Below are 22,033 nucleotides of genomic sequence, written 5' to 3' on the forward strand. Positions count from 1 at the left end.
AAGAGAGAGAAAAGTTTATCGTTTATAAAGCCTCAAAGCATTCCCAATAACAAACAGATCCGATAATCCCATAGCGGCCGCGCAAACCGAAGGAGACATTTTTCCCATCACCGCAAGAGGAATAGCTAGGGTATTATACAAGAAAGCCCAAAAAAGATTTTCTTTTATCGTTTTAAGGGTTTTATCACTAATTTCTAAGAGAACTGGAATAATTTCTATATCCGCATTCAGCAACACAATATCAGCGGATTCCTTAGCAATATCACTAGCATTCAAAACGGCAATTCCTAGATCTGCTTGAGCTAGAGCTGGAGCGTCATTTATCCCATCTCCAATAAAAGCAATCGATTTACCCTTTTCCTGAAACCTCTTAACGACAGCGGCTTTCTCTTCAGGACGGACTTCAGCGATTATGTTTTCAGGGGGAATACCTATTTCTATTCCAAATTTCATGGCAATTTCCTTTTTATCTCCAGAAAGGATGTATACGGTATAGCCTCTAGCTAAGAGTTTTGCAATGACCGTTTTAGCATGAGGTTTAATAGGGGCATACACAGGATAAAAAGCCAACAGTTTCTCCTCCATAGATAATCCAATTCCGATAGAGCTATTCATTTGTTGATCCCAACCACTGACACCTAGGCTTTTTAGCCATGAAACAGAACCCAACCTTACTACTCGATCTTCATAAATCGCTTGGATGCCCGCTCCTGGCTTTTCTTGCCACTGCTTCAAAGGAACAGGTTGAGAACTTTTACACTTTTCTGCCAGCGCACGGCTTATTGGATGGAGACTTGATTCGCAAAGAGAATAAGCAAGTGCATCTGCAAAGGAAGGATCTTGAACGAAATAAGTTGGATTGCCTATACTTAATACAGGTTCCGTTAAAGTTCCAGTTTTGTCGAAAATAACATCTTTAATTTTTCCGCATTTTTCAAGGGCAGATCCGTCCCTGATCAATACTCCTAAAGAAGCCAGTCGATTTGATGCCACCATAATTGCCGCAGGTGTCGCCAAGCCCATAGCGCATGGACAGGCTACTACAAGAACAGAGGCCGCTCTAATTAGTGCCGTTTCCCACTTGACCTTTGCTGACATCCCCCATCCCAAAGCTGTCATAATGGCTATAGCGATAACCACAATCACAAAAACACTACTTATCTTGTCCACAAAATTCTGGATGGAAGCCCGACTTTCCTGAGCTTTCAAAACAACTTCAGCAATATGGGCAAGCACCGTTTTTTCTCCCGAAGAACTCACGCGAATCACCAGTCGAGCATTAAGGTTAAGGGTTCCCGCTAATACTTTTTTACCTGGAGCCTTATCAACTGGTCTACTTTCTCCTGTTAGCATGCTTTCATCTACAAGTCCTTCTCCATCAATTACCTCTCCATCCACCGGAATCCGTTCACCCGGTTTCAAAACTACTCTTTGACCGACAGAAAGGGTCTCGACAGGTACTTTTTTTTCTACGTTATTGTCCAACAAAAGATTTGCATAAGGAGGGGCCAGCTCCAAAAGCTTCTTAAGAGTCCTGTTGGCTTTACTTGAGACCCTTGCCTCCAGCCAATGTCCAGCACTCACCAGAGTGATAATGGCTGCCGCTTCATCAAAGTAGTAATGTTCTATAATTCCAGGAAAGAGGAGACCCAAAGTGCTTAAAAGAAAAGCTGAAGAACTGCCTAAAGAGACAAGGGTGTCCATGTCCAATCTGCCACTACGAATCTGACGATAGGCTCCTAGATAAAAGGAAGAGCCACTGATTATTTGAACAGGTAAAGCCAGCAAAAATAGATAAAGTCCAAAGAAGAAATTCCAATGCACATACAACGTCGTCATCCACGAAGAGGGTACCGAAAGGCTAAAGAGGAAGTTCCCTAACCAGAAAGGAGGGGATCGTACGGTAAATTGGCTTATATAAAGGAGAGTTGTCAGAAACACACCTAGAAAAAGAGATCGGGTCCAACGCTTGGAAGCCTCCTCTTCCTCTTCTTCTTCCATCAACTTTGCCTCATAGCCAGCACTCTTAACCGCCTCCATAAGCTGTGCAGGCTGACAGCCTTCTTCAGCATTTACCACCGCTCGAGATGTTTCGAGATCCACATGAGCCGATACTACCTTGGGAACTTGTGTGAGGGCGTTTCGAACATGCCTCACACAATTACTACATGTCATCCCTTCAATTCGTAACTTTATTTTCATTCAAAAAATATATGCAGAAGGCTTAACTGTTCCTAAAAAATTTCCTTTTGATTTCCCAAAAACCTACTAAATCTGATCATAAAGAGAGCTTGTCGGAATAAAGGAGGTCAAAAACTATCGAAAATCAACAAAAGCCCATAGCATGACAGCAGTCATTTGCGGCTCTGCTTTTTTGGTAACAATTGTAAGCAAGAGGCGAAGTTGGCTTTTAGCCCCACCCAACTGGGCAAAGGCCATTTGTTTAAGAAACAGAGGCAAAACAAGGCACAGCCCCTAAAGAAGAGCCTGAAGAATTTGAACAGCATTCCACGCTGCTCCTTTCAGCAGTTGGTCTCCACTTAAGAAGAAGGCAATCCCATGAGGATGGGACAGGTCTTCTCTAATTCTTCCTACTAATACTTCTTTTTTTCCAGAAGCTTTAATTGGGGTAGGAAAATATCCATTCTGAGGATCATCGACGACTAAAACTCCGGGAGCCTTAAAAAGGATATTTCTTGTTTGCTGAGCATCGAGTTTCTTGGCAGTCTCAATTACCACTGACTCAGAATGCGCTCTAAAAACAGGAACTCGGATGCAAGTAGCACAGATTTTAAGATTTGGGTAATGGAAAATTTTCCGAATTTCTTGCATAACCTTATTTTCTTCTCCATTATACCCGTTTTCGGCAACCGGACTGTTATGAGAAAAAACATTAAAAGCGATTTGCTCTGGAAAAACTTTGGGAACAATGGGCTTTCCATAGACAAAATGACGGAGCTGAGTCTCCAATTCCAAAATGGCTTTGGCACCAGCTCCGCTGACCGCTTGGTAAGTGGAGACAATCGCTCGCTCAATCGTCGCCACCTTGTGAATTGGCCACAAAGCAACAGAGAGTATGGCCGCCGTACAGTTCGGATTGGCAATAATTCCTTTGTGACTTTTTAGGTCTTCTTTATTAACTTCTGGAACAACCAAAGGAACATCGGGTTGGAGTCTAAAAAAAGAGGAATTGTCGATAACAATCGCCCCGCTTTCTTTGGCATTTGGAGCAAACTGTTGTGAAACAGAACTGCCTGCACTAAAAATTACAAAATCAAGCCCTTTGAAAGCACAAGAAGATAACTCTGCAATTTGAAGCTCTTCTCCTAAAAACCCAATTTTTTTACCGACTGATCTGGAAGAAGCGAATAGGCGAAGTTCAGATATTGGCAGTTTGCTCTCTTCCAAAAGCTTGATAGCTTCTACACCAACAGCCCCTGTCGCCCCAACAATTCCAATTTTTAATCCCATAGCCTCTATGATTCCTCCTCCCTTTTGGTTGACGGTAGAAAAAAATCTAGAAGGTTAGTCTTCTGATTTTTGCTGGAGAATAAGTACCAACTCCAATAGTAAGATCCTTTATCCATAATACAATACTGGTTTCTTCATTTTCTCAATTTTTTTAATAAAAGAAACGAACAGACCGATTTGCTCCCATAGCCTTTAAGCTTTTCAATAAAATACCAAAGTTTATGACTCAGAAATTATTTTCCAGAGAGCGGTCTACTTTCTGATTGGACCGATGGCTTCTGTTCGGAGGGCTTAGTTACTGGAGAAGGTTTCTGAGAGGAGGTTTCTTGTTGAACCACCGAAGCCTTTTTGGCCGTCTGTTCATTTTTTGAAGCCGATAGAATCTTAAAAAATGAAGAAAAATTCGGTTTCTCAATGCGATCCATAAGAAGGCTTTCTGACTTGCCCACAAAGATTGCTCCTGGCTCGATCAATAGAGAGGTAGTTTTAATGTCGCCAAATACTTTGGAAGTATTGAGCAGTTCTAGCCTTTCTTTTGCAAAAAGGTTCCCTTCTACTTGTCCTCTGACAATAATTATTTTTGCTTTTATTTCCGCTTTTACAATTGCATTAGGGCCTATAAGCAATACCCCATCCTCTGAATGGATATCCCCTTCGAGTTTGCCATTAAGTTGTAATTCACCGCTAAAACCTACGGATCCTTGAAATTCGCTGTGTTGATCTAGTATAGTTACCTTTGAGGATTCATCCATAGGTTTTTTGGATTCGTCTTTATCTAACTGAGTAAAATTCACTTTTGTACTCCTCTTTTCTTTCTTCCCTTTTACCTTAATTGATTGCAATACGCAAGGCTTGGAATTTATGAAAAAAAGAAAGCAAAATTTTCTTTTTCTTTTATTACACAACATAAAATGATAAGCCAAAGACAAAAAGGATTTTTTGAAAATGCTAGGTATAGGAGCCGTTGCAAACAACCATCAAAAAACTCCCTCTCCCAACCAAAGACTCTTTCTAGAACTGATCTTCAATATCCTCCTATTTACCTCGCTACTGATCTGCTTGTTACTGGCAATTGCCTATTATCTCTACCATAATCCTAAGTCCATCCTCCTGAGCATAGCACACCATTATCATCTTCCTCTGCAAGCAGAAGAGGTCAAATGGGTGACGCCACATAGTCTAAAATTAGAGAAAATAGAAATCGGAGAAATGGCAAAAATAAAAGAGGCTCAGATCGAATGGGATTGGATGGAGTTGTGTAGTCAACTGGTAATAAAAAAACTGGTGGTGGATTCCCCAGAAATCTGGACAAGTGAATTTATAAAATTTTTGGAGGATAAAATAGGCAGTAGCGAACCCTTCCAGCCTCCCTTACCGCCAACATTGGATTTTTTGCTTTTTAAAATCCACTTCGACCCTATTGTTGAGAAGCTGGAGATAAAAAACGCCATTCTCAATATTGATAGAATCCATCCTCAATTACCCCCCATTCCATTGCTTTTGGGTTCCAAGGGTAGTCCTTTTGTTCTATCCCACGTCCATCTTTTGGGAATTGCTGCTAATAACGAAATTTTAGAACAAGCTCAAGGTAGCGACATTGTCTTATTGTCTCCCTATGATCCGCTTAGTAAAATTATCTCTATTGAATCAATAAGAGTCAAATTTTCCTGGACTGGTCTTGTTCATCATCGGGTAGAAGAACTCACCGTATTTCGGCCTACTATATTCATTGGTCCCGATCTTTTCTGGTATGTAGACCAATTCCGTGAATTGCAACGTCAAGTGAAAATAAAAACAAATAAACTCGATACTCTAGAAGATTGGTATATAAAAAAGCTGCACTTAAAGTATGGGAATCTCACTGTGACTGCTTTTGGAGAACCTAGTTTTGAGCTTCCTTTCATCTTTGAAACAACTGCTCAGAATTTTCCTTTGAATAATTGGAAGGAAGTGAGCCTTAAGAATGTGCTTCGCATTATCCCTGGAAGAATAGATTATCCTCAGTATGGGCTTTCCATGGAAGTAACGGGTGGAGAAATAGCTTTCAATTTGCCCCCAGAAAGTAATACAGCTAATAACCTTGTCCACTCCATACGATTTAATGAATTAAACTGGAAAGGTTTTAAGGCAACCAATGGATGGATTTCCGTAACGTTCCAAAAGGAAGGAATCTATGGGTTTTATGGTTTTTCTCTTTTTGATGGATATACCCATGGTGGATTCCAAGTAGGCTATGAAAACGGATTTCCATGGGATGGATGGATGACGATTTCTGGAGGCAAATTAAGTCCTTTAATAGAAAAGCTTTGTATGGGAAAAAAAGATGTTGTATTCAGAGGGAACATCGATGGAAGAATGCGAATGAAGGCCTATGGATCCTACATCGAAAAGGTTGAAGGTTTTTTTCTACTCTCTGCCCCAGGATATTTGGATATAAAAGATGTAGATATTCTTCTTAAGAATATTCCTCCATCCTGGAAGGGTACTTCTAGCCAATTTTTTGCATTTCTTATTAATTCGCTTCGAAATTATCGATATAAAAATGGTTTTATTAAATTAACTTATAATTATCCAGATAGTGATCTACTTATGGGACTCTATGGTCCTCAAGGGAAGAGGAATTTTTCTCTCCACTGGACACAGGACCCAAAATTAGGCCCCCCGATCGGACAAAATTTATTAAATGCGAGTGAAAAAACAATTTCTTTCGAACATTAATTGCCTATTTTTTTTAAAAACATTAATAAAAAAAGAAAGGTTGTTCTTTCTCTTTTTTTGGCTCTTCGGCTGCACACCAACTGTCAAAGTGACCACTCCAGAACCTGTCAAGATTAATGTGAATATGGGCGTTGTCATTACTGAAAAAGAATCCCCCACCCGGATCCGACTTGATCCCATGATTGCCGATCGAAGAAGGCTACGGTCTGGAGAGGTGCAAAGTCTAAAAAATGCCCGTGTCATCGGAGAAAACCGAGAGGGCTACTTAGAAATAATCAATCCTCCCAAAGAGGAAAATTACAGAAATTGGGCTAAAAAAGTAGTGGCTGAAGAAAATGAGGACAGAACACAACTCTACTTAACACAAGCTAAGATTCAGGCCAAACCCTTGGAAGAAATTGAAAAAGAATACGCCAAAAAATGGCAAGAAATGAGTTTCCCTGGAGAGTATATTCAACAAGATAATGGGAAATGGATTCAGAAATGAGACAAAAGAAAAGCAGGGTTTTTTTCTTTTTTCTCTTTAGCTTAACTAGTTTATCTTTCAGCTTTGCTCAACAACCCTTTTTTTCTCAAGCTGCTTCCTCCTCCGATTCTCCATATGACTATCCACTTCCTTCCAATCCTCAACCGCAAACACCTCTAAACCCCATACAATACCATTCCTCCTCTCCTCAGGAAAACTCGACAGGACAGAATCCTTCAAAGACCCAAGTTTATGGACAACAGCCAGCTAAAAAAAGCTCCCCCTCCAATAGAGCAGACGTTGAGTTTAGTGAAGAGTTACCTGATCCAACCAACGGCTTAAAACCATTCTTGGATTCTTTAAACGAAGAGCAAAGAAAAACTATCGAAAAGAAATTTCGTCGAGATGCCATCCATGCTTTTGTTGGAAGAACAGACACTCTGGATAAAAGCTATCTGCTTTTTGCTGAAAAATCCCCCAAGAATAATGAAACCTTAATCCTCGTTTTCATTTCTAAAAAAAATAAAATCCACTATCTTTTTAGCAGTTTACAACCTTTTTCCATCCCCCCTCAAATACGGCTCAATCCGTATGATAGGATTTCCTTATCTTTATCTGTCATAAGGTTTGAAATGTCACAAACCACCCCTGAAATTTTTACTCAAACGGCCGTTCAACAAAAAAAAGAGGCTAAAAAACACTAAAATTCCTCTGTCACATCCCCACAAAGAAGCATCGCTGAACCATAGTAAGGGTTTTTTACCTCTTTATCCGGTTGAATCCAACTAGCTTGAGCCATTGGACAGGTAAGAACAAAATATTTGCCAGTTTTGATTTGTTTTGATCTTAATACTCCAATCAACACATCACTAATATCTTTAAATGCCAGTCTTGCCGAATCAAGATCTTTGGCTCCAATTAGAGTATCCACTTTAGCTAAAAGCCCTTCAGGAAAAAGGGAAGGAGTATTTTTCTGAACAATGTCCTTCAAAGATTTTGCGGCTTCTGGTATTCCTTTCAAAGAGTCGTCGGAAAGTGATTTCCCTATTTTGAAATATTGCTGTAAAGCTGCATCCAAAGCAGGCAGAACCCCTTGAGCAGATAATCGATACGTAATTCCAAAACACAGGACTAACAGAAAAAGAGAGAGGGGAATCCATTTTTTCATAAATTTATCATTATATCAATCGCCCAAACTATTGACTATTGGCTAATTAAAACTCAGGGATTAGGAGATTCAAGTTCTTTTGCATATTTTTCGAGCACTTCTGCAACTGCCTTCATCAAATCAGCTTTCATTCTCAGCTTTCTTGCCGTTGCTTTGGGGTTTTTTGTTCCTTCAACTTCTTTGAGCAGTTGATCAAAGTCCTCTGAACTCCCACAACAAGCCATTCCCCCTTTTCCCCCCATCATACCATGACCCATTGCTCCCATCATGCCATGATTCATTCCTTCCATTTTGTGCCCTTCATGTTCCTCTTCGGATCGTTGCTCCATCTCCATTTTCTTATGTTTTTCATGCTGATCATGTTGCGCATAAAGAGGAAAAACAGACAACGCTCCAATTAAAAGAAAAAAGAAAAAAAAGCCAAAACTCTTAGAACAAATATTCCTAAGCATAAACGATTTTTCTCCTTATAAAAAACAAAAGCAAACTAATTGTTATTCCACAGAATACATTGCCATCATACCGCTATGCAAATGTTCAAGAATATGGCAATGTAACATCCATTTGCCTGGATTAGACATTTCTAAAAGGATATCAACCACATCCCCAGCGCCTACCATAAAAGTGTCTTTCCAGACATGATTAGTTTCTTCCACATCGTTGACAGCAAGCACAAGAAATCTATTCCCATGAAAATGCATTGGGTGTTGCATTGGATGGAGCGAATGGATGTCGTTAATAATCCGTATCTTGACATAATCCCCCTTTTTGTAATTCCAATCCATAATAGCCCCATTAGTTTTCATAGTGCCAAGATCGGTGATCTGCCAGGTAATTTCTTTGGAAGTCGACATCTTGTTTTGCAAATACATATGATCTTCCCATTCCACTTTCGCCCCTGTTTTTGCCAGCATGGTAATAAGACCAGGGAAAGCTGCGGATTGGGTTGGCGTGGAGCTTCCTGGTTCAGAAAATCTCGAAGCTTCTTTTTTGGAAACCGCCACCGACAGTCGAATTGTCCTCTCTGGCCTGGCTGATTTATACTTAGCTACCAACGGCTCAATCTCCTGAATAACTTCTTTGTTTTCCCTCAGTTGTTGGAATTCTTTTTCATAGGAGACCGCTACGGGTTGTTCGCCTACTCGAAACTTCGCTAGCTGGTAAGTGCGTGGGCCAACAAGAGGATCCACTGCATGATGGGTTAAGATGAATTCGCCCGTTGAAGGAAAGAACACCTCTACAATTTGTCTTTCTGAAGGAGCAATAATAACAGCATCAACAAATTGTTCCCTTTCGACTCTCCCGTTATCGCCTCCCACCAGTTTGATCTTTAATCCAGGAATAAATAGCCGGAAAGGCCTCACACTGGAGGTGTTTGTTAGGTAGAAACGGATCACCTCGCCTTTTTGCACATCAATAGTAGGTTGAACCTGTCCATTAATGAGAAAGGTATTCCCATAGCGACCCATAAAAACAAAATTGGAATAATCCTGAAAATATTCAGGTAGTTTGCCATCTTTAATTAGAATATCAGTTAATATCAGTGGCATTTCTCTGTTGACTGGCCCCCAATAGGTTGGATCTTTAGGAATGACAATATAATTGCCATACAATCCAAGCTCTTGCGCATAATCGTCTCTATAATGGGGATGGTACCAATACACCCCCGGATCATCAAATTTAAGCTTATAGGTAAAACTTTTGCCGTTGGGTACAACCGGTTGGGTTACATCAGGAACTCCGTCATAACGGTTATCAACCCGCACACCATGATGATGAATAGTAGAAGGCAGACCCGTTAGATTTTTAAACTCCAGGGTAATCTCATCCCCTTGATTAACATAAATAAAAGGTCCAGGAACCGACCCATTGTACCCAAGCATCTTAATTTCTGCATTGCCTATTTTAGTCCGAAGCTTTTGGGCAGTTATCGAATAGGTATCCCCATTTTTTAGATGCACATACTGCGTTTCCTTCACAAATGGATATTGATCCGGATCGACGGAAAAATCGTATTTTGGCTTAGCTCCTTTAAACCAAAAAAATAGTCCTCCCCCAATCAGCGCAACTAAAATCAACACAACAAAATAAGACAACTTGGTTTTGCCTTTGGTTGTCTGTAAATCTATAAACTTAAAAAATCCATTCATATTTTACTCGATTATTAACTCATGATATAACATATATTATCATTAAAATCCTCTTTCTTCAAGCTTTACTTGAAGCAATAGAAGAAGCAGCTACTTTCTTTCTTTTAGAGACGAAAAAGAAAATAAGAGCTCCCACGACAACACTCCCAAGGACAATACTCCCCATAACTATGGGACTGGTCAAAAAGCTAGTAAGCCCCACATTAATCGGAAACTTAAAGACCATGGGATTGGAGCCATCACCTTTTACCAGGGTAATATGTGTCATATATTTCCCCGTTTTCTCAAAAGTAACATCAATGGAGGCAACCCCAGAAGAATAGAGCTTTGGAGGGACTTCCAGTATCGGTTTACCCGTCGATTCATCCACAACTTTAACCTCTAAAGGAATGGTTCTCAAATCAGGAGTAATCAAATCAAATACCATGGTCATTTTTCCAGTATTAGGAATATTTTGACAATAAGTCTTAAATTGCCCCATCCTCCCGTAAACATAGACATCTAGATGAATCGCATATCCACCCTGAGAAAGAATCCCACACTCCATTCCTCCATTATCGCTGCCTCCATGACCAAAGCAAAAAAGGGGAAAGCTAAGAAATGCAAAAATAAAAGCAATATTTTTCTTCACATTTTTCGCTACCCAACTTCCTAAACCTCTTCTTTTTTTCTTTATTAAGCAAAGCTCATTGCAAGCAGTAGATTCCTTTTGTTTGCACAACCTTTTGAGTGCTAAAGGCAATGTAAAAATCATTTATTTCTCCTTTCAAACTTCAATTGATATGAAAATACTGATTGAAAATTGTTAACTACCCACTTCTAATAAACCTAAAATAGAAAGAAAAAACAATTGCAAAATTTCTTTAGCAAAGAAAAAGCCATAATTAAAAGTCAGATTTTATCTCTAGGGAAAAGAATTACTCCCTGTACGACTATTCCTGATGGTCCTCCTTTTATGGTTATTTTTCTGGTTCTTCTTCTGGTTCATAGGGAGCCTGTAAAGCATCAATAAGGATTTTGGCTCCGGGAGGTGGCTTAATGGCTCCGGAAAGAATTTCCGAAGGACTGACATCCCGGTGGTAATATTCTCTATTGGTATCGGGAGCCTCCACAATTGCTGTTCCTTCTATGGATATGCCTCCAAATATTCCTTGACTCTGGCTGTAAGTATAGATAGCAGCCATTGGCATCACTCCAGCTTCAGCCGTTCTTCCGACGGGACCCGCCGTTGCACTGATACTACCTCCCACATTAAAATTTCCCCCTTTTGCAAAAGCTTCGACAGCTTCTGGAGTATTCAGGACCAGAATAAATTCCGTAGCATTGACTCCTATCTGGAAACCAAAGCCGATCCCTCCCACAGTAATCGCTGAGGGACCAGACCAACCCTTTGGAGTCTTTGCCACTACTAAGCCCGTGCCTCCCCTCCCACTAAAAATAAAACCTGCTTTAATGACTGTTAAAATTGCAAAGCCCTTAGCATCTTGAAAAACAGATCGAGGAATTGATTTTTCAGGCATGCTTTTAAACCGCCGAATGATGGAAGCTGCCTGATTAACCGTTTTTTGCAAATCCCAAGCAAAAGAGGGCTGCAAAAGGCATAAAAAACAGAAGATAAAGACCAATTCATTTTTATATTTACTCCGATAGGAAGTTCGAAAGGGGACTCCCTCAGCAGCATTCGCACCAGAGGGTCGCCACTTTTCCAAGCAAAGAAATTTTGCTGTTAGGTCTTCAAAGGAAAAATGTTGAAGAGGAGTCAAAGAAATCTGGCAATACTTAAAAAAATGGGTCATCATCATCGGCTATCGCCGCCTAAATGCTTGCAAAACTTCTACGAAGCGACTCCTTCCAATGTAGTGGCAATTCCTTGATGGAGAGCCATTGATCTAAAAAGACCTTCCTGAGCTAGCAACTCCCCGAAATTCCCTCTCTGCACAATCTCACCTTTGTCGAGCACAAGAATCTCATCACAATCTGCTAACGTCGACAGTCTATGGGCAATAATGAGGACTGTCCGGCCTATTTCTAACTGATAGATCGCCTGCTGTACAACCGATTCACTATGGGAATCAAGACTGGAGGTTGCTTCGTCCAGAATGAGAATTGGACTATTTCGAATAAAGGCTCTCGCTATGGAAAGCCTCTGCCGTTGCCCTCCAGAAAGTTTCACCCCTCTTTCTCCTATAATCGTGTCATAACCCTGGGGCAGCTTTTCTATAAATTCATGCGCTCCAGCTTGCTTGGCAGCCTGCTCAATCTCCTCTCGGCTAGCTCCCGCTTTCCCAATAGCGATATTTTCAGCAATCGATCGATTGAAAATGACAACATCTTGACTCACCAACGAGAACATATTTCTAAGATCTTCAATTTTAAGATCCCTTAAATCTTCTCCATCTATCAAAATGGAACCCGAAACCGGATCATAAAACCTGAAAAGAAGACTAGTCAATGTCGTTTTTCCCGCACCGCTTCTGCCAGCAATTCCCATTTTTTTCCCTTTGGGAATGATAAAGGAAAGATTTTTTATAACGGTTTCATGTCCATAATTGAAGGTCACATTCTGAAATTCTATCTGCTTTTTAAATGTTTTAATGGCTTTGGCATTAGGTTTTTCCTGGACAGTGGAAGGAGTATCCAAAAGATCCGTTAGCCTTTTTGCACTGTATGCTCCTTCTTGGATCTTCACATTTGCATCAGCTAGCCTCTTTATCGGAGCAAAAAACAGGATGGCTCCATTAGCAATGGCAGCCATATTTGCTATGCTAATGTTTTGCCAAATCACACATAAAATCAGTAGAGACAATGCAAAGCTAGCCACCACATCGATCATTGGACTCACCATGGTGCCTGCAATGGACATCTTGGCTGCATGTTTGGCTAATTCATTTGCCTGGTGTCTAAAAGTTTCGACATTTTTCTTTTCTAAACAAAAAGCCTTAATTACCTGAATCCCCGATAAGGATTCGAACAATAGATTACTCTGGGCAACCGAATAAGAGATAATTCCCATGGAGGCTTCTCTAGCCTTTTTGGCTAAGGTAATGGCAGGAACAATACAGCCTGGCACCAAAAGTATGGCAACTATGGTTAGCCGCCAATCGATCAGCGCACAGGAAAAAAGGATAGCTATGATGGTTATGGGATCTTTAGCAATATCGGTAAAAAGAACACTGACTGAGTCATAAAAGGCTTTCGTATCATTGAGTATTCGAATCGCTAGATCCCCTGTAGTCGATTTATGAAAAAAATCCATCGATAGAGAATGCAACTTGGATAGGATGGCTGATTGCAAATCAGCAACGATTTTGGCTGCTGCCAGAGTCATGAAATAAGAATTAAGCAGTCTTAACAATCCCCTAAAGATGGCTATCAATGGTAAGATCAGAATGCCACCACAGATTCTTTTCCAGTCAAGTGGCTCGTTAGCTTTCGGAAGCCATCTGCCTAACTGGTCCATTACCTTTTGATAAAAATGCTTTTTGGAAGTCTTCTCTGTTGAACTAATGGCTTGTTGATGGCTAGTTGGAGCCGAAAAATTATCAATGGCTGCTTTTAGAATAAAAAGATAGGCTCCGTTAAAAGCCCCAAAAAGAAAGCCGGAAATCAAACCTGCAAAGATCAAGGGCATCCGCCTTTTTAAAAAAGGCATGGAGAAAATGATAATTTTTTTAAGTTCTTCCATGAGGCTTTTGATGTTTTTTAATCCAACAACGGCAGGAATTCAAAAAAACCTTCTCCATTCCTTTTCTGCATACAATGCGACTATAAGCTATAAACAATAGAGAACTTTTATACAACCACAAAGTGCGATGATACAACAGACAAAATTTTTAAATCCTATTCCCTATTTTCTCTAAGAAAAGGAATCAAGACTTCTAGAAATTCTTTTGGCTTTTCAAAATGTACCCAATGGCCCGCATCCCTTATTTTTACAAAAGTAGCCTTGGGAAAAAAGAAAAAGAGGGGCTGGATGGAAGATGCTTCAAGATAATTTGATCTTTCTCCAGCAATGAAAAGAGTCCTGCCAGGAAAACAAGCATGGAGAAAAGGGAATGCAGTGAGTTTTTCAATCGATGCTCTAATCCCCTCTAGGTTTATTCTCCAGACGTACCGTTCCGATTGATATACAAGATTTGTCAAAAGGAATTGTACCAGGGTTTTATTGTTGATCGTTTTTAGCAGGAGCACTTCAGCTTCTTTTCTTGTTTTTAAATCTGAGAGTGGTAAACTTCTCATGGCTTCCAGTATTTTAAAGTGCTCCTGCACGGCTTCTTTCCCATAATCTACTGGTGCTATATCCACTACAACAAGACTGCTGACCCATTGTGGAAAAGATAAAGCAAAAACCATAGCCAGCTTTCCTCCCAACGAATGACCAATTAAATGAGCAGGAAAAAGCTCCATTGGTTCAGCCGTTTGACGAATGTCCTCTGCCATGAGGAAATAATCCATGAAAGAAGAACTTGGGGAATGACCATGGTTCCTTAAGTCAAAAGAAAAGACTTGATAAAAGTTGCTTAATGACTGAGCGATGGAAGCCCAATTGAAACTGTTCCCATATAAGCCGTGGAGTAAAAATACGTTGGGGCCACCCGATCCTACTTGTCTATAAAATAGCTTCATCTTCTGCCAGGCCTTGGTAATAAAAAGGCCAATTCATTCTTTTAAAGGACTACTTTTCCCTTTTGGGATTGTTTTTTGTGGTTGCTCTGCTCTTTACCTTTTCTTTCTTTTGCTCACTTCCATTAGCTCTCCGCTCCATTTCTCTTTTTTTTATGACCGAATAGAGAATTGCTTCCTCAAAATACTTTAACCATGGTCCTTGAGGTACTTCTTTTTCATCGACGAAGCGCCAGCTGACTTTATCGTACCCATTCAAGTTAAGGTATTCCTTAACTGCGGGAGAAACATCTAAACCCGATTTTGATTTTGGCCTGCATGCACCAAAGACATAACAGTAATCATCTGCCACATAGGGGCCTACATCCATCCACTGGGCATAGGCTTCTTTCCCCCACTTATTTTTAATTTCTACCCAATGGCCTTTGCATTGAGATACTCCCTTAGGTACCGAAGGATCGAACCAGGGCATCCATTTCCTTGCGGTAACAGGATAAGCAATATCGTTAAAAGGGAGAGCTACGTAGAAGGGATTGAGTGTTGCCGCATGTGTCCCAGGTAGCAATCCAGCTCTAGCTTCCGGACTATCTTCTCCGCCATAGTTCCTAATCCAATGCTCATCCCATGAACTTCTAAAAATTCCCTTGGGGCTCCACTTGGTAATGTCCGTTCCTATCCAAAATGTCGTAGTTGGAATATCTTTATGCCAAGATCCTAAGGGAAGCGGCACTTGGCAGCAAGTTCTTACCGCTACCTTTTCTTTTGCATCCAAGCAGATCAATTGACTAAATAAAAGAACCGTAGTATAGCACCCCAACAAACAGCAACGAACCCAGAGAGCCATTATTTTGTATCTATATTTTATCTAAAAAGAGAAAAAAACTCTCTTTTGACTTTTCTCCACGAATGCACAAGCTCCTCTTCGGCACTGCGGCTATGGCGAGATCTTTTCTTTTGGACATGTTTTTGAGAAGAAGCGCTTGGAAGCTCGTTTTTTTGTTGCCCATAGGACTCTTTTTGATTTTTCGCCAATTGCTTTTCTTGAGGGCTGGAAGAAAAAGCTTGAGGTTGTTCAACAGATTGGCTAGCGGGTGGAACAGTTGAGACAGCCCGGCTTTGATGGTCTAGTCCAAGAGATGGACTACTTTGGGTCAGCATTTTGCCTTTTTCTTTGGCTAGCTCCTGCTCTAATTCTTTAACTCTTTTTTGAAGTGTTACATTTTGATTGGAAACTGAGCTTAATAATTGTTCTTCCCGCTTACGGCTTTGAGCAAGTTCTGCTTCAAGTTTATTGACCCGACTTTTCAATGCTTCCATTTCTGTAGCATTTTCTGTAGTTCTGGTCTGGAGCCTTTTGAGTTCTCCTTTCTTAGAAAGTTCAGCCATCTGTTCTTCGATTTTTTGCATGTGTTCTTTTAAATTATTCAGCTGTTGGTAATCGATGAGAGCGGGATTCAGTTGCGTCAACCGATATTGTTCCTGTCTGGCCTGAGCCAATTCTCCTTCCAGTTTTTGAACCCTTTGCTCCAAAAGAACAATCTGATTAGCTTTGGCACTTTGTTCGATATTGTTTTGAGTAATTCGCAGTTGTTCTTCTTTTGTTCGTTGGAGAGCAGCTTCCAAGGATTTCACCTTTTCGGATAGCTCCCTCATTTTTGCAACCTCACTTTCAACCTGCCTGGGAGTGGGTTTGAGGGCATTTGCTTTTTTAAGTTCTTCTTCCAGAACACTCAGCTTTTTTTGCAGGTTTAGAACTTCGGTCTCATTCCGATTTTGAGATTTAGCAACTGCTAGCTCTTTCTGTAGAGAAGCTACCTGCGAAGAAAGAACATTGATCTTTTCCTCTTGAGCTTCCATCTGCTTTTTTCTAGCCATTTTAACTTGAACGAGTTCTTTCTGCAAATTTTGGAAAAGATTTTGCAATTCTTGAGCCTCTCTATTCTGCTCCGATTCAGAGGCAGGAAGGGATTTCGACTGTTCTAGCTTTGCTAGTTTTGCTTCTATTTCAGCTAGCCTGTTTTCCAAAGCTTTGCTTTCAGGGGATTCTTCAAGTGCAGGGGAAGGACTTGTAGAAACAGGCAAGCCAGCTAGTCTGTTCTGCACCTCTGAGGCCTTTTCCTGGACATACTTTAATCGATAATCCACTAACCTCGGCTCCCATTTGGGATTGGTTTTTCTTAAGTCAAGGAGCTTGCTTTCAGCCTGTTTATATTTCTCAAGAGCCTCTCTAAAATCTTGTTGTTCAAAACTCCTATCTCCTTCTTGAATCGTAACATAAATGTCTAGAAACAAGTCTTGAGGAACTTGCTTATAGTCTTGATCTCCGGTCGAAGCAATAGATGTAGAGACTGGGAATAAAAAAATCGATAAAAAAAATAGCAGGATAAAATAGAGTCTTTTCTTTTTTAATCCATTCATAACCACGGGAAGGATATGAATAAAGATAAAACTCTCATGCCCTCATGACAATAACGATAAAAAAGAAAAATTAAGAGCGGGTGAAGGGAATCGAACCCTCGCTTCAGGCTTGGGAAGCCCGTGTTCTACCATTGAACTACACCCGCTATCCTAGCATTAGCAACCTCCTAATAAGTTTGCCAAAAGCTTGGACTTCTGTCAAAACTGTTTAAGGGGTTATTTCTTTCTATTTTAAGAGGATCTTATTTAGCAACGCATTCAATAAAAAGCCCACTATCTGTGGCTCGTCAAACACTCCTGTGGACTCGACACCTCAAAGAAGTTGGCATAGGCCTTGCTTATTTTTTACAAAACAAATGTAATTTATAGTTTACATTCCCAACTTTTTCTAAAATTTTATGAACATCTTTCCAACCAAAGAAAATAGGAGCAACAGCCCAATGCAATCACCATCTTCTATATGGCTTATGTTTCTGGTCTTTTTGGGGAGCTTTTTTTTCTCAGCCAATAGCCTTGCAGAGGATGAGACTGCTTCTCAGCCACCTTACTTGACCACTAAGAGAGAAAAAGAAAAGTTAATTCCAAAAGAGGCAAAAAAAACACAGCCTCCGACCAAGCTTCGCGTGGATAATGCCAGTTCCAGTTCCTATGTCCTCCCAGAACTAACCGTCGTTGGCATTGGAGCCACCGAAAGTATGTTGCCTAATGCAAAATCGAATACCTCTGTCTATGCTATCCCCCTAGATGTTATCGATATTCCTCGCAGTGTCACTCCTATTTCTCATGGATTGGCTCAATCGGCAGGCATTGGTCAATTCGGCTACCTGGACCCTCTTTCCACTGCTTATCTTGTGCCTGCGGCTTTAACTCAGATTAACTATGGTATAGCCAGCGCTCCCACGATACGGGGTCGTAATGGACTGACCCTGATTAACGGCATCGAGGAAACCTTGAATAACAATTCTGAACAAAACATTCCTTGGAACTATAATATGGTCGAATCGATGGATATTGTCGAAGGGCCATCTAATGCTGTATTTGGAGCCACTCAAGTCTCTGGTGGATATATCAATTATATTACAAAACAGCCCTATTTCGACACTTTCCGTGGTTATGTTTGGGATACGATTGGGATGTATGAAGAATACATGTGGGGAGCTGATATAGGGGGGCCAATAGACAAAGAAAAAAAATTGGCCTACCGATTCAGTTACATGGGACAAGAAAACGGAAGCTATTATCAGTATCAAAGGAATGATCAGCAAAACTTTTATTTTGCCCTTGGCTATCATCCTTCGGAGTTTTATTCGATTGATCTCTACTCGGACTTCGGCTCATATGACTTCACACCAATGTGGGGTATGATCAATAGACCAACTCAAGCATTGATCGATAACGGTCTTTATTTACCTGGAGCTCTTTCTCCAACCCTTACAAACACTGGAGTTGTTAATAATCCGCCCGCTTCCTCCTACCTTGGAGCTCCTCTAGGGATCAGTCGAAGAAATGTCCTGCTCAATCCAACCGATGGGGGCTATGGGATGACTGGGTTGACCCAAGTCATTCAGAAATTCACTCTCAACGAAAATTTTCAACTCCTCAACAACACCTTTTTTTGGTACCACAACGACCAATGGATCCTGCATCCTCTCTTTTACGATGAATCATGCCGAGGGGACTATGAAATTGACAACAGAACCGAATGCATACTGAATTTTGAAACACCCCCATCAGCTACTAACAATTTCCCCACCACTTATCGCTACCCTGCTCTTGGTAGTCTTCTTTTCTCTCATAGAATCGACACAGGAGTCGAATTGCATTACCAAAAAAATCTAGATTATAATTCCGATTCCTTCATTGTCCTTAATAGCTATAGCCTTATAAACCAGAATCCCCTGCTTTGGAATGCAGAACTCTCCAAATATTTTCAAGCAAGAATTGGAAATCCTAAAGCTCCTTTTGGAGGGGAGTGGCCTATCCCTGGTGCTCCTCAAGGATATTATTTTGAACCAGCCAATTTAGCAGCCGGGAGCACCGATTGCCATTATGGTGCAGTCTCCCCTTTTTTCTTAGATGATATAAATATTTCTGATAGATTTTCAGTCATTTTCGGAGCACGGGCTAGCAGTTATTTTGTTTCTGCTCAAACTCCACCAGGAACTCCACCCATTCTCTTCCGCCAACTTTCTACCATCCAACTGACTCCCCTTGTCGATATCGGAATAGTCTACAAAATTTTTCCCTGGCTTAGTGCCTATTTTGACTTCAACTGGGGTTATGTGGTAAATGCAGCGGATATGGGTGGGTTTTCTCCTTTTTTCGGGCCCTCACAATTCCATTTAACAAATGAGCTTTACGAAGGAGGATTTAAGATCGATCTTCTGCACCACTCTTTTTTTGCTACCCTTGATGCTTTTTCTCAGTACACCTATCTTAATAACCGCACAGGGCCAGCAACCCCCTCAACAGTCAATGGCTTTGAAACAAGTCTAAACTACCAACCCAATCGTCATGTTTGGGCTAAATTAGGCTATGCCTATATGCATGGCACAGAAGACTGGATCACCATCGGCCACGGCCCACCGATGTACCAAACCTATTCGACAGCTCTTGCCTTGAAACAACAATTGCCACTCAATAACAATCAAATGTATCCGATGGGAATCTATAACTTTCTGGGTTTTCCAGATCAAATTTTCAGTGGGCTTATTACCTATAGGCATGATAGTGGAGTAGGAATAACCATGGGAGCTTTGCTAATGAGCGAACAGTTCCTTGGATACAACTACACGACGCATATCCCCACCCAATTTATTCTGAATGCCACCTTGTTCTATGCAGGGCCTAGGTGGGAAGCAAGACTCTATTTTTATAACTTTACCAATGAACCCTATTGGCTGGCCTTTGGCATGGGGGCAAATGGCACCCGTACTTTCAATTATGAAGACATCGTAGCTGGAATGCCTTTTTGGATCCAAAGCACTGTTGTCTTTAAATTTTGATTTTCTGAGAAGAACTCGTAATCTGGAATAGATTTTAACTGATTCCTGAATATATTATACTATGTATAGAATAAAACAATTGTGGATTTATGCGTTATTTTTAATTCTACAAGTTAATAGTCTTTTTAGCCTTTCAAACCAAGATGAGATCAAGCAAAAAATTGCAGCAATCCTTACTAGGGATCTTTATCCAGAAGCTGGCGAAAAATTGACTATTTTAAACATTGAATTTATCGAAAAAAAAAGACCTCCTATCGTTTCCGTATCCTGGATTGCCCATCTTGTTGACGATGGACAACATTATAAGCCCCTCTTTCATCCTCCTTCAACATTAGATACAGAAGAAGTCTATGGGTTCGGGCAATTTCAGATAAAGGAAAATCATTCTATTGATTTAAACAATCCCCTCTCAAAACAAAGTTTAGAGAGATGGCGCAGCAAACTTATCACCATACGAGATCTCATGAGACAGGTGGTCATCCTACGATGTATGTATTTTTGCCGACATAATTATGGAAAAAATACAGAATGGGACTTACACCATGCCCTTGAGCAACTCCATTTTCTTTCTAACAAAGAAAAACCAAAGCTACCCTAATAATAGTTTTTTTTTATCCCTTTTATTGGCCTAAAAAAACTACCCTCTCTGGTTTATACCAAATAGTTTTTTCTTTTATTTTGAAACAAGATGTATTCTTAAGATACTATAAATTGCATCTTCTAGTAGTTAACAGAAAGCAAAAAAGAAAAGTGGCGTCATAGCATGGAGAGAAAATTAAGTAAAAGCTTCTTGATTTCTTGTCGACAAAAGAATAGTTTCCTATTCTTTCTTTTAGGTAGGGAATAAAAAGTATGGCTACTCTTGGTGTTCTCAAAGAAAAGGTTCCGGGCGAAAATCGAGTTGCCATGGTCCCAGAGGTATTACCTTCCCTTGTGAAATACGGACTGCAAGTTTGTGTCGAATCTGGGGCCGGTATCCATGCAGGTTACTTCGATGAGATGTACGAGGATAAAGGAGCAAAAATTTTACCTACGGCTCACGAAGTCCTGAAAAACGCTCACATTGTTTGTCTTATTCATCCTCCAAGAAAGGAAGACATAGCCCATTTTGTTGAAAACTCTATACTCATTTCCCTCCTCTATCCACTATTAAATCTAGACTTAGTCAAAGAACTTGCCGCCCAAAAGCTCACCGTTTTTTCCCTAGATCTTATCCCAAGAATTAGTAGGGCTCAGTCTATGGATCCTCTGAGTTCTCAAAGTACTGTTTCTGGATACAAGGCTTTAATCATGGCAGCCAACACCCTTCCTAAATTTTTACCCATGCTTACCACACCCGCAGGCACCATTCCCCCTTGCAAAGTATTCGTCATTGGTGCCGGGGTTGCTGGTTTGCAAGCTATCGCTACGGCCAGACGTTTAGGAGCACTCGTTGAAGCCTATGATATTAGACCCATAGCCAAAGAACAGGTTGAAAGTCTGGGTGCTAAATTTGTCAATTTACCAATTACCGCCCAGGACGTTGAAGACCGATCCGGTTATGCCAAAGCCCAATCTGAAGAATTTTATTCAAAACAACGCCAACTCATTATCGAACAATGTAAAAAAGCCGACATCGTCATCACCACCGCCCTTGTTCCAGGTGTTAAAGCCCCAAAGCTTATTGCAAAGGAAGCCGTAGAAATGATGAAACCTGGTTCAGTCATTGTGGATTTGGCTGCAGAACAGGGGGGGAACTGTGAATTGACAGTGCCAGGAAAAACTGTCGTCCAAAATCATGTGATTATCCATGGGCCACTAAACATAGCTTCGACTATGGCCCCACAAGCCAGTTTATTTTATTCGAAAAATATCCAATCCTTTCTTTCCCTTTTCTTTAAAGAAAATAAATTATCTATTCAATGGGAAGATGAAATCATCCAAAAGACGTTGGTTATTCGTGAGGGGAAAATTGTCAATGAAAAAGTTCTTAATGCTTTAAACCAACAACTGTCTTAAAACTTTCCATTTTCTA

At 40.5% G+C, this 22,033-nt stretch carries 18 protein-coding genes and 1 tRNA gene; 6 read left to right on the forward strand and 13 right to left on the reverse strand.

From position 1 onward, the window contains the following. Positions 1–15: 15 nt before the first annotated feature. From A7Q09_RS09790 to A7Q09_RS09800, 3 genes are all read right to left on the reverse strand, one after another. Entirely contained in the window at positions 16–2,202 is a 2,187-nt protein-coding gene (locus A7Q09_RS09790; RefSeq protein WP_134391263.1) for a cation-translocating P-type ATPase, read from the reverse strand. 273 nt (positions 2,203–2,475) lie between these two features. Beyond that, complete coding sequence (locus tag A7Q09_RS09795) at positions 2,476–3,471, reverse strand: aspartate-semialdehyde dehydrogenase (RefSeq protein ID WP_134391264.1); 996 nt, start codon at positions 3,469–3,471, stop codon at positions 2,476–2,478. Between the two features lie 233 nt (positions 3,472–3,704). Further along, positions 3,705–4,265, reverse strand: coding sequence for a polymer-forming cytoskeletal protein (locus tag A7Q09_RS09800; protein WP_134391265.1), 561 nt, complete (start codon positions 4,263–4,265; stop codon positions 3,705–3,707). A gap of 151 nt (positions 4,266–4,416) precedes the next feature. Between A7Q09_RS09800 and A7Q09_RS09805 the strand changes: the two genes are divergently transcribed. Genes A7Q09_RS09805 through A7Q09_RS09815 form a run of 3 tightly spaced genes read left to right on the forward strand, consistent with a single transcriptional unit; the run spans position 4,417 to position 7,359 of the window. Then, the gene (locus tag A7Q09_RS09805; RefSeq protein ID WP_134391292.1) at positions 4,417–6,189 is read left to right on the forward strand and encodes a hypothetical protein; all 1,773 of its coding nucleotides are present in this window, start codon (positions 4,417–4,419) and stop codon (positions 6,187–6,189) included. Continuing rightward, entirely contained in the window at positions 6,155–6,676 is a 522-nt protein-coding gene (locus A7Q09_RS09810) for a YdbL family protein (RefSeq protein WP_009058343.1), read from the forward strand. Before A7Q09_RS09805 ends, A7Q09_RS09810 begins: the two co-directional genes overlap by 35 nt. Continuing rightward, positions 6,673–7,359, forward strand: coding sequence for a hypothetical protein (locus tag A7Q09_RS09815; RefSeq protein ID WP_134391266.1), 687 nt, complete (start codon positions 6,673–6,675; stop codon positions 7,357–7,359). Before A7Q09_RS09810 ends, A7Q09_RS09815 begins: the two co-directional genes overlap by 4 nt. Here A7Q09_RS09815 and A7Q09_RS09820 read toward each other — a convergent pair. The 10 genes from A7Q09_RS09820 to A7Q09_RS09865 all read right to left on the reverse strand — a co-directional run bounded on the left by A7Q09_RS09820 (position 7,356) and on the right by A7Q09_RS09865 (position 17,160). Beyond that, a complete protein-coding gene (locus A7Q09_RS09820) occupies positions 7,356–7,823 on the reverse strand; it encodes a DUF3347 domain-containing protein (RefSeq protein WP_134391267.1) in 468 nt (155 codons plus the stop codon). The genes A7Q09_RS09815 and A7Q09_RS09820 overlap by 4 nt on opposite strands. Positions 7,824–7,876: 53 nt before the next feature. Next, positions 7,877–8,275, reverse strand: coding sequence for a hypothetical protein (locus A7Q09_RS09825; protein WP_134391268.1), 399 nt, complete (start codon positions 8,273–8,275; stop codon positions 7,877–7,879). Positions 8,276–8,317: 42 nt separating this feature from the next. Then, positions 8,318–9,973, reverse strand: coding sequence for a multicopper oxidase family protein (locus tag A7Q09_RS09830; protein ID WP_134391269.1), 1,656 nt, complete (start codon positions 9,971–9,973; stop codon positions 8,318–8,320). Positions 9,974–10,031: 58 nt separating this feature from the next. Beyond that, the gene (locus tag A7Q09_RS09835; RefSeq protein ID WP_134391270.1) at positions 10,032–10,727 is read right to left on the reverse strand and encodes a hypothetical protein; all 696 of its coding nucleotides are present in this window, start codon (positions 10,725–10,727) and stop codon (positions 10,032–10,034) included. Between the two features lie 205 nt (positions 10,728–10,932). Next, on the reverse strand, positions 10,933–11,775 hold the full coding sequence (locus tag A7Q09_RS09840) for a YSC84-related protein (RefSeq protein ID WP_134391271.1): 843 nt from the start codon (positions 11,773–11,775) through the stop codon (positions 10,933–10,935). Positions 11,776–11,807: 32 nt separating this feature from the next. Further along, the gene (locus A7Q09_RS09845) at positions 11,808–13,658 is read right to left on the reverse strand and encodes an ABC transporter ATP-binding protein (protein ID WP_134391272.1); all 1,851 of its coding nucleotides are present in this window, start codon (positions 13,656–13,658) and stop codon (positions 11,808–11,810) included. A 155-nt stretch (positions 13,659–13,813) separates the two neighbouring features. Next, positions 13,814–14,599, reverse strand: a complete 786-nt coding sequence (locus A7Q09_RS09850) for an alpha/beta fold hydrolase (protein ID WP_134391273.1) — start codon at positions 14,597–14,599, stop codon at positions 13,814–13,816. 49 nt (positions 14,600–14,648) lie between these two features. Continuing rightward, complete coding sequence (locus A7Q09_RS09855; protein WP_208526745.1) at positions 14,649–15,440, reverse strand: hypothetical protein; 792 nt, start codon at positions 15,438–15,440, stop codon at positions 14,649–14,651. 17 nt (positions 15,441–15,457) lie between these two features. Next, the gene (locus A7Q09_RS09860) at positions 15,458–17,014 is read right to left on the reverse strand and encodes a hypothetical protein (protein WP_134391274.1); all 1,557 of its coding nucleotides are present in this window, start codon (positions 17,012–17,014) and stop codon (positions 15,458–15,460) included. A gap of 75 nt (positions 17,015–17,089) precedes the next feature. Then, positions 17,090–17,160: transfer RNA gene (locus A7Q09_RS09865), tRNA-Gly, on the reverse strand. Positions 17,161–17,454: 294 nt separating this feature from the next. On the opposite strand from A7Q09_RS09865, the gene A7Q09_RS09870 reads away from it, so the two are divergent. The 3 genes from A7Q09_RS09870 (at position 17,455) to A7Q09_RS09880 (ending at position 22,017) form a co-directional block, all read left to right on the forward strand. Then, entirely contained in the window at positions 17,455–20,019 is a 2,565-nt protein-coding gene (locus A7Q09_RS09870; protein ID WP_134391275.1) for a TonB-dependent siderophore receptor, read from the forward strand. Between the two features lie 61 nt (positions 20,020–20,080). Beyond that, the gene (locus tag A7Q09_RS09875) at positions 20,081–20,617 is read left to right on the forward strand and encodes a hypothetical protein (RefSeq protein WP_134391276.1); all 537 of its coding nucleotides are present in this window, start codon (positions 20,081–20,083) and stop codon (positions 20,615–20,617) included. A gap of 254 nt (positions 20,618–20,871) precedes the next feature. Beyond that, positions 20,872–22,017 carry a Re/Si-specific NAD(P)(+) transhydrogenase subunit alpha gene (locus A7Q09_RS09880; protein WP_134391277.1) on the forward strand — a complete coding sequence of 382 codons (1,146 nt, stop codon included), beginning with the start codon at positions 20,872–20,874 and terminating at the stop codon, positions 22,015–22,017. Positions 22,018–22,033: the final 16 nt, after the last annotated feature.

The sequence above is a fragment of the Methylacidiphilum sp. Yel genome (assembly GCF_004421185.1).
Classification (GTDB): domain Bacteria; phylum Verrucomicrobiota; class Verrucomicrobiia; order Methylacidiphilales; family Methylacidiphilaceae; genus Methylacidiphilum.

Bases quoted from the DNA above. Each gene is read 5' to 3' on its own strand.
- A7Q09_RS09790 (WP_134391263.1), bottom strand. From the start codon at position 2,202: ATGAAAATAAAGTTACGAATTGAAGGGATGACATGTAGTAATTGTGTG.
- A7Q09_RS09795 (WP_134391264.1), bottom strand. From the start codon at position 3,471: ATGGGATTAAAAATTGGAATTGTTGGGGCGACAGGGGCTGTTGGTGTA.
- A7Q09_RS09805 (WP_134391292.1), top strand. From the start codon at position 4,417: ATGCTAGGTATAGGAGCCGTTGCAAACAACCATCAAAAAACTCCCTCT.
- A7Q09_RS09810 (WP_009058343.1), top strand. From the start codon at position 6,155: ATGCGAGTGAAAAAACAATTTCTTTCGAACATTAATTGCCTATTTTTT.
- A7Q09_RS09815 (WP_134391266.1), top strand. From the start codon at position 6,673: ATGAGACAAAAGAAAAGCAGGGTTTTTTTCTTTTTTCTCTTTAGCTTA.
- A7Q09_RS09820 (WP_134391267.1), bottom strand. From the start codon at position 7,823: ATGAAAAAATGGATTCCCCTCTCTCTTTTTCTGTTAGTCCTGTGTTTT.
- A7Q09_RS09825 (WP_134391268.1), bottom strand. From the start codon at position 8,275: ATGCTTAGGAATATTTGTTCTAAGAGTTTTGGCTTTTTTTTCTTTTTT.
- A7Q09_RS09830 (WP_134391269.1), bottom strand. From the start codon at position 9,973: ATGAATGGATTTTTTAAGTTTATAGATTTACAGACAACCAAAGGCAAA.
- A7Q09_RS09835 (WP_134391270.1), bottom strand. From the start codon at position 10,727: ATGATTTTTACATTGCCTTTAGCACTCAAAAGGTTGTGCAAACAAAAG.
- A7Q09_RS09840 (WP_134391271.1), bottom strand. From the start codon at position 11,775: ATGATGATGACCCATTTTTTTAAGTATTGCCAGATTTCTTTGACTCCT.
- A7Q09_RS09845 (WP_134391272.1), bottom strand. From the start codon at position 13,658: ATGGAAGAACTTAAAAAAATTATCATTTTCTCCATGCCTTTTTTAAAA.
- A7Q09_RS09850 (WP_134391273.1), bottom strand. From the start codon at position 14,599: ATGAAGCTATTTTATAGACAAGTAGGATCGGGTGGCCCCAACGTATTT.
- A7Q09_RS09855 (WP_208526745.1), bottom strand. From the start codon at position 15,440: ATGGCTCTCTGGGTTCGTTGCTGTTTGTTGGGGTGCTATACTACGGTT.
- A7Q09_RS09860 (WP_134391274.1), bottom strand. From the start codon at position 17,014: ATGAATGGATTAAAAAAGAAAAGACTCTATTTTATCCTGCTATTTTTT.
- A7Q09_RS09870 (WP_134391275.1), top strand. From the start codon at position 17,455: ATGCAATCACCATCTTCTATATGGCTTATGTTTCTGGTCTTTTTGGGG.
- A7Q09_RS09875 (WP_134391276.1), top strand. From the start codon at position 20,081: ATGTATAGAATAAAACAATTGTGGATTTATGCGTTATTTTTAATTCTA.
- A7Q09_RS09880 (WP_134391277.1), top strand. From the start codon at position 20,872: ATGGCTACTCTTGGTGTTCTCAAAGAAAAGGTTCCGGGCGAAAATCGA.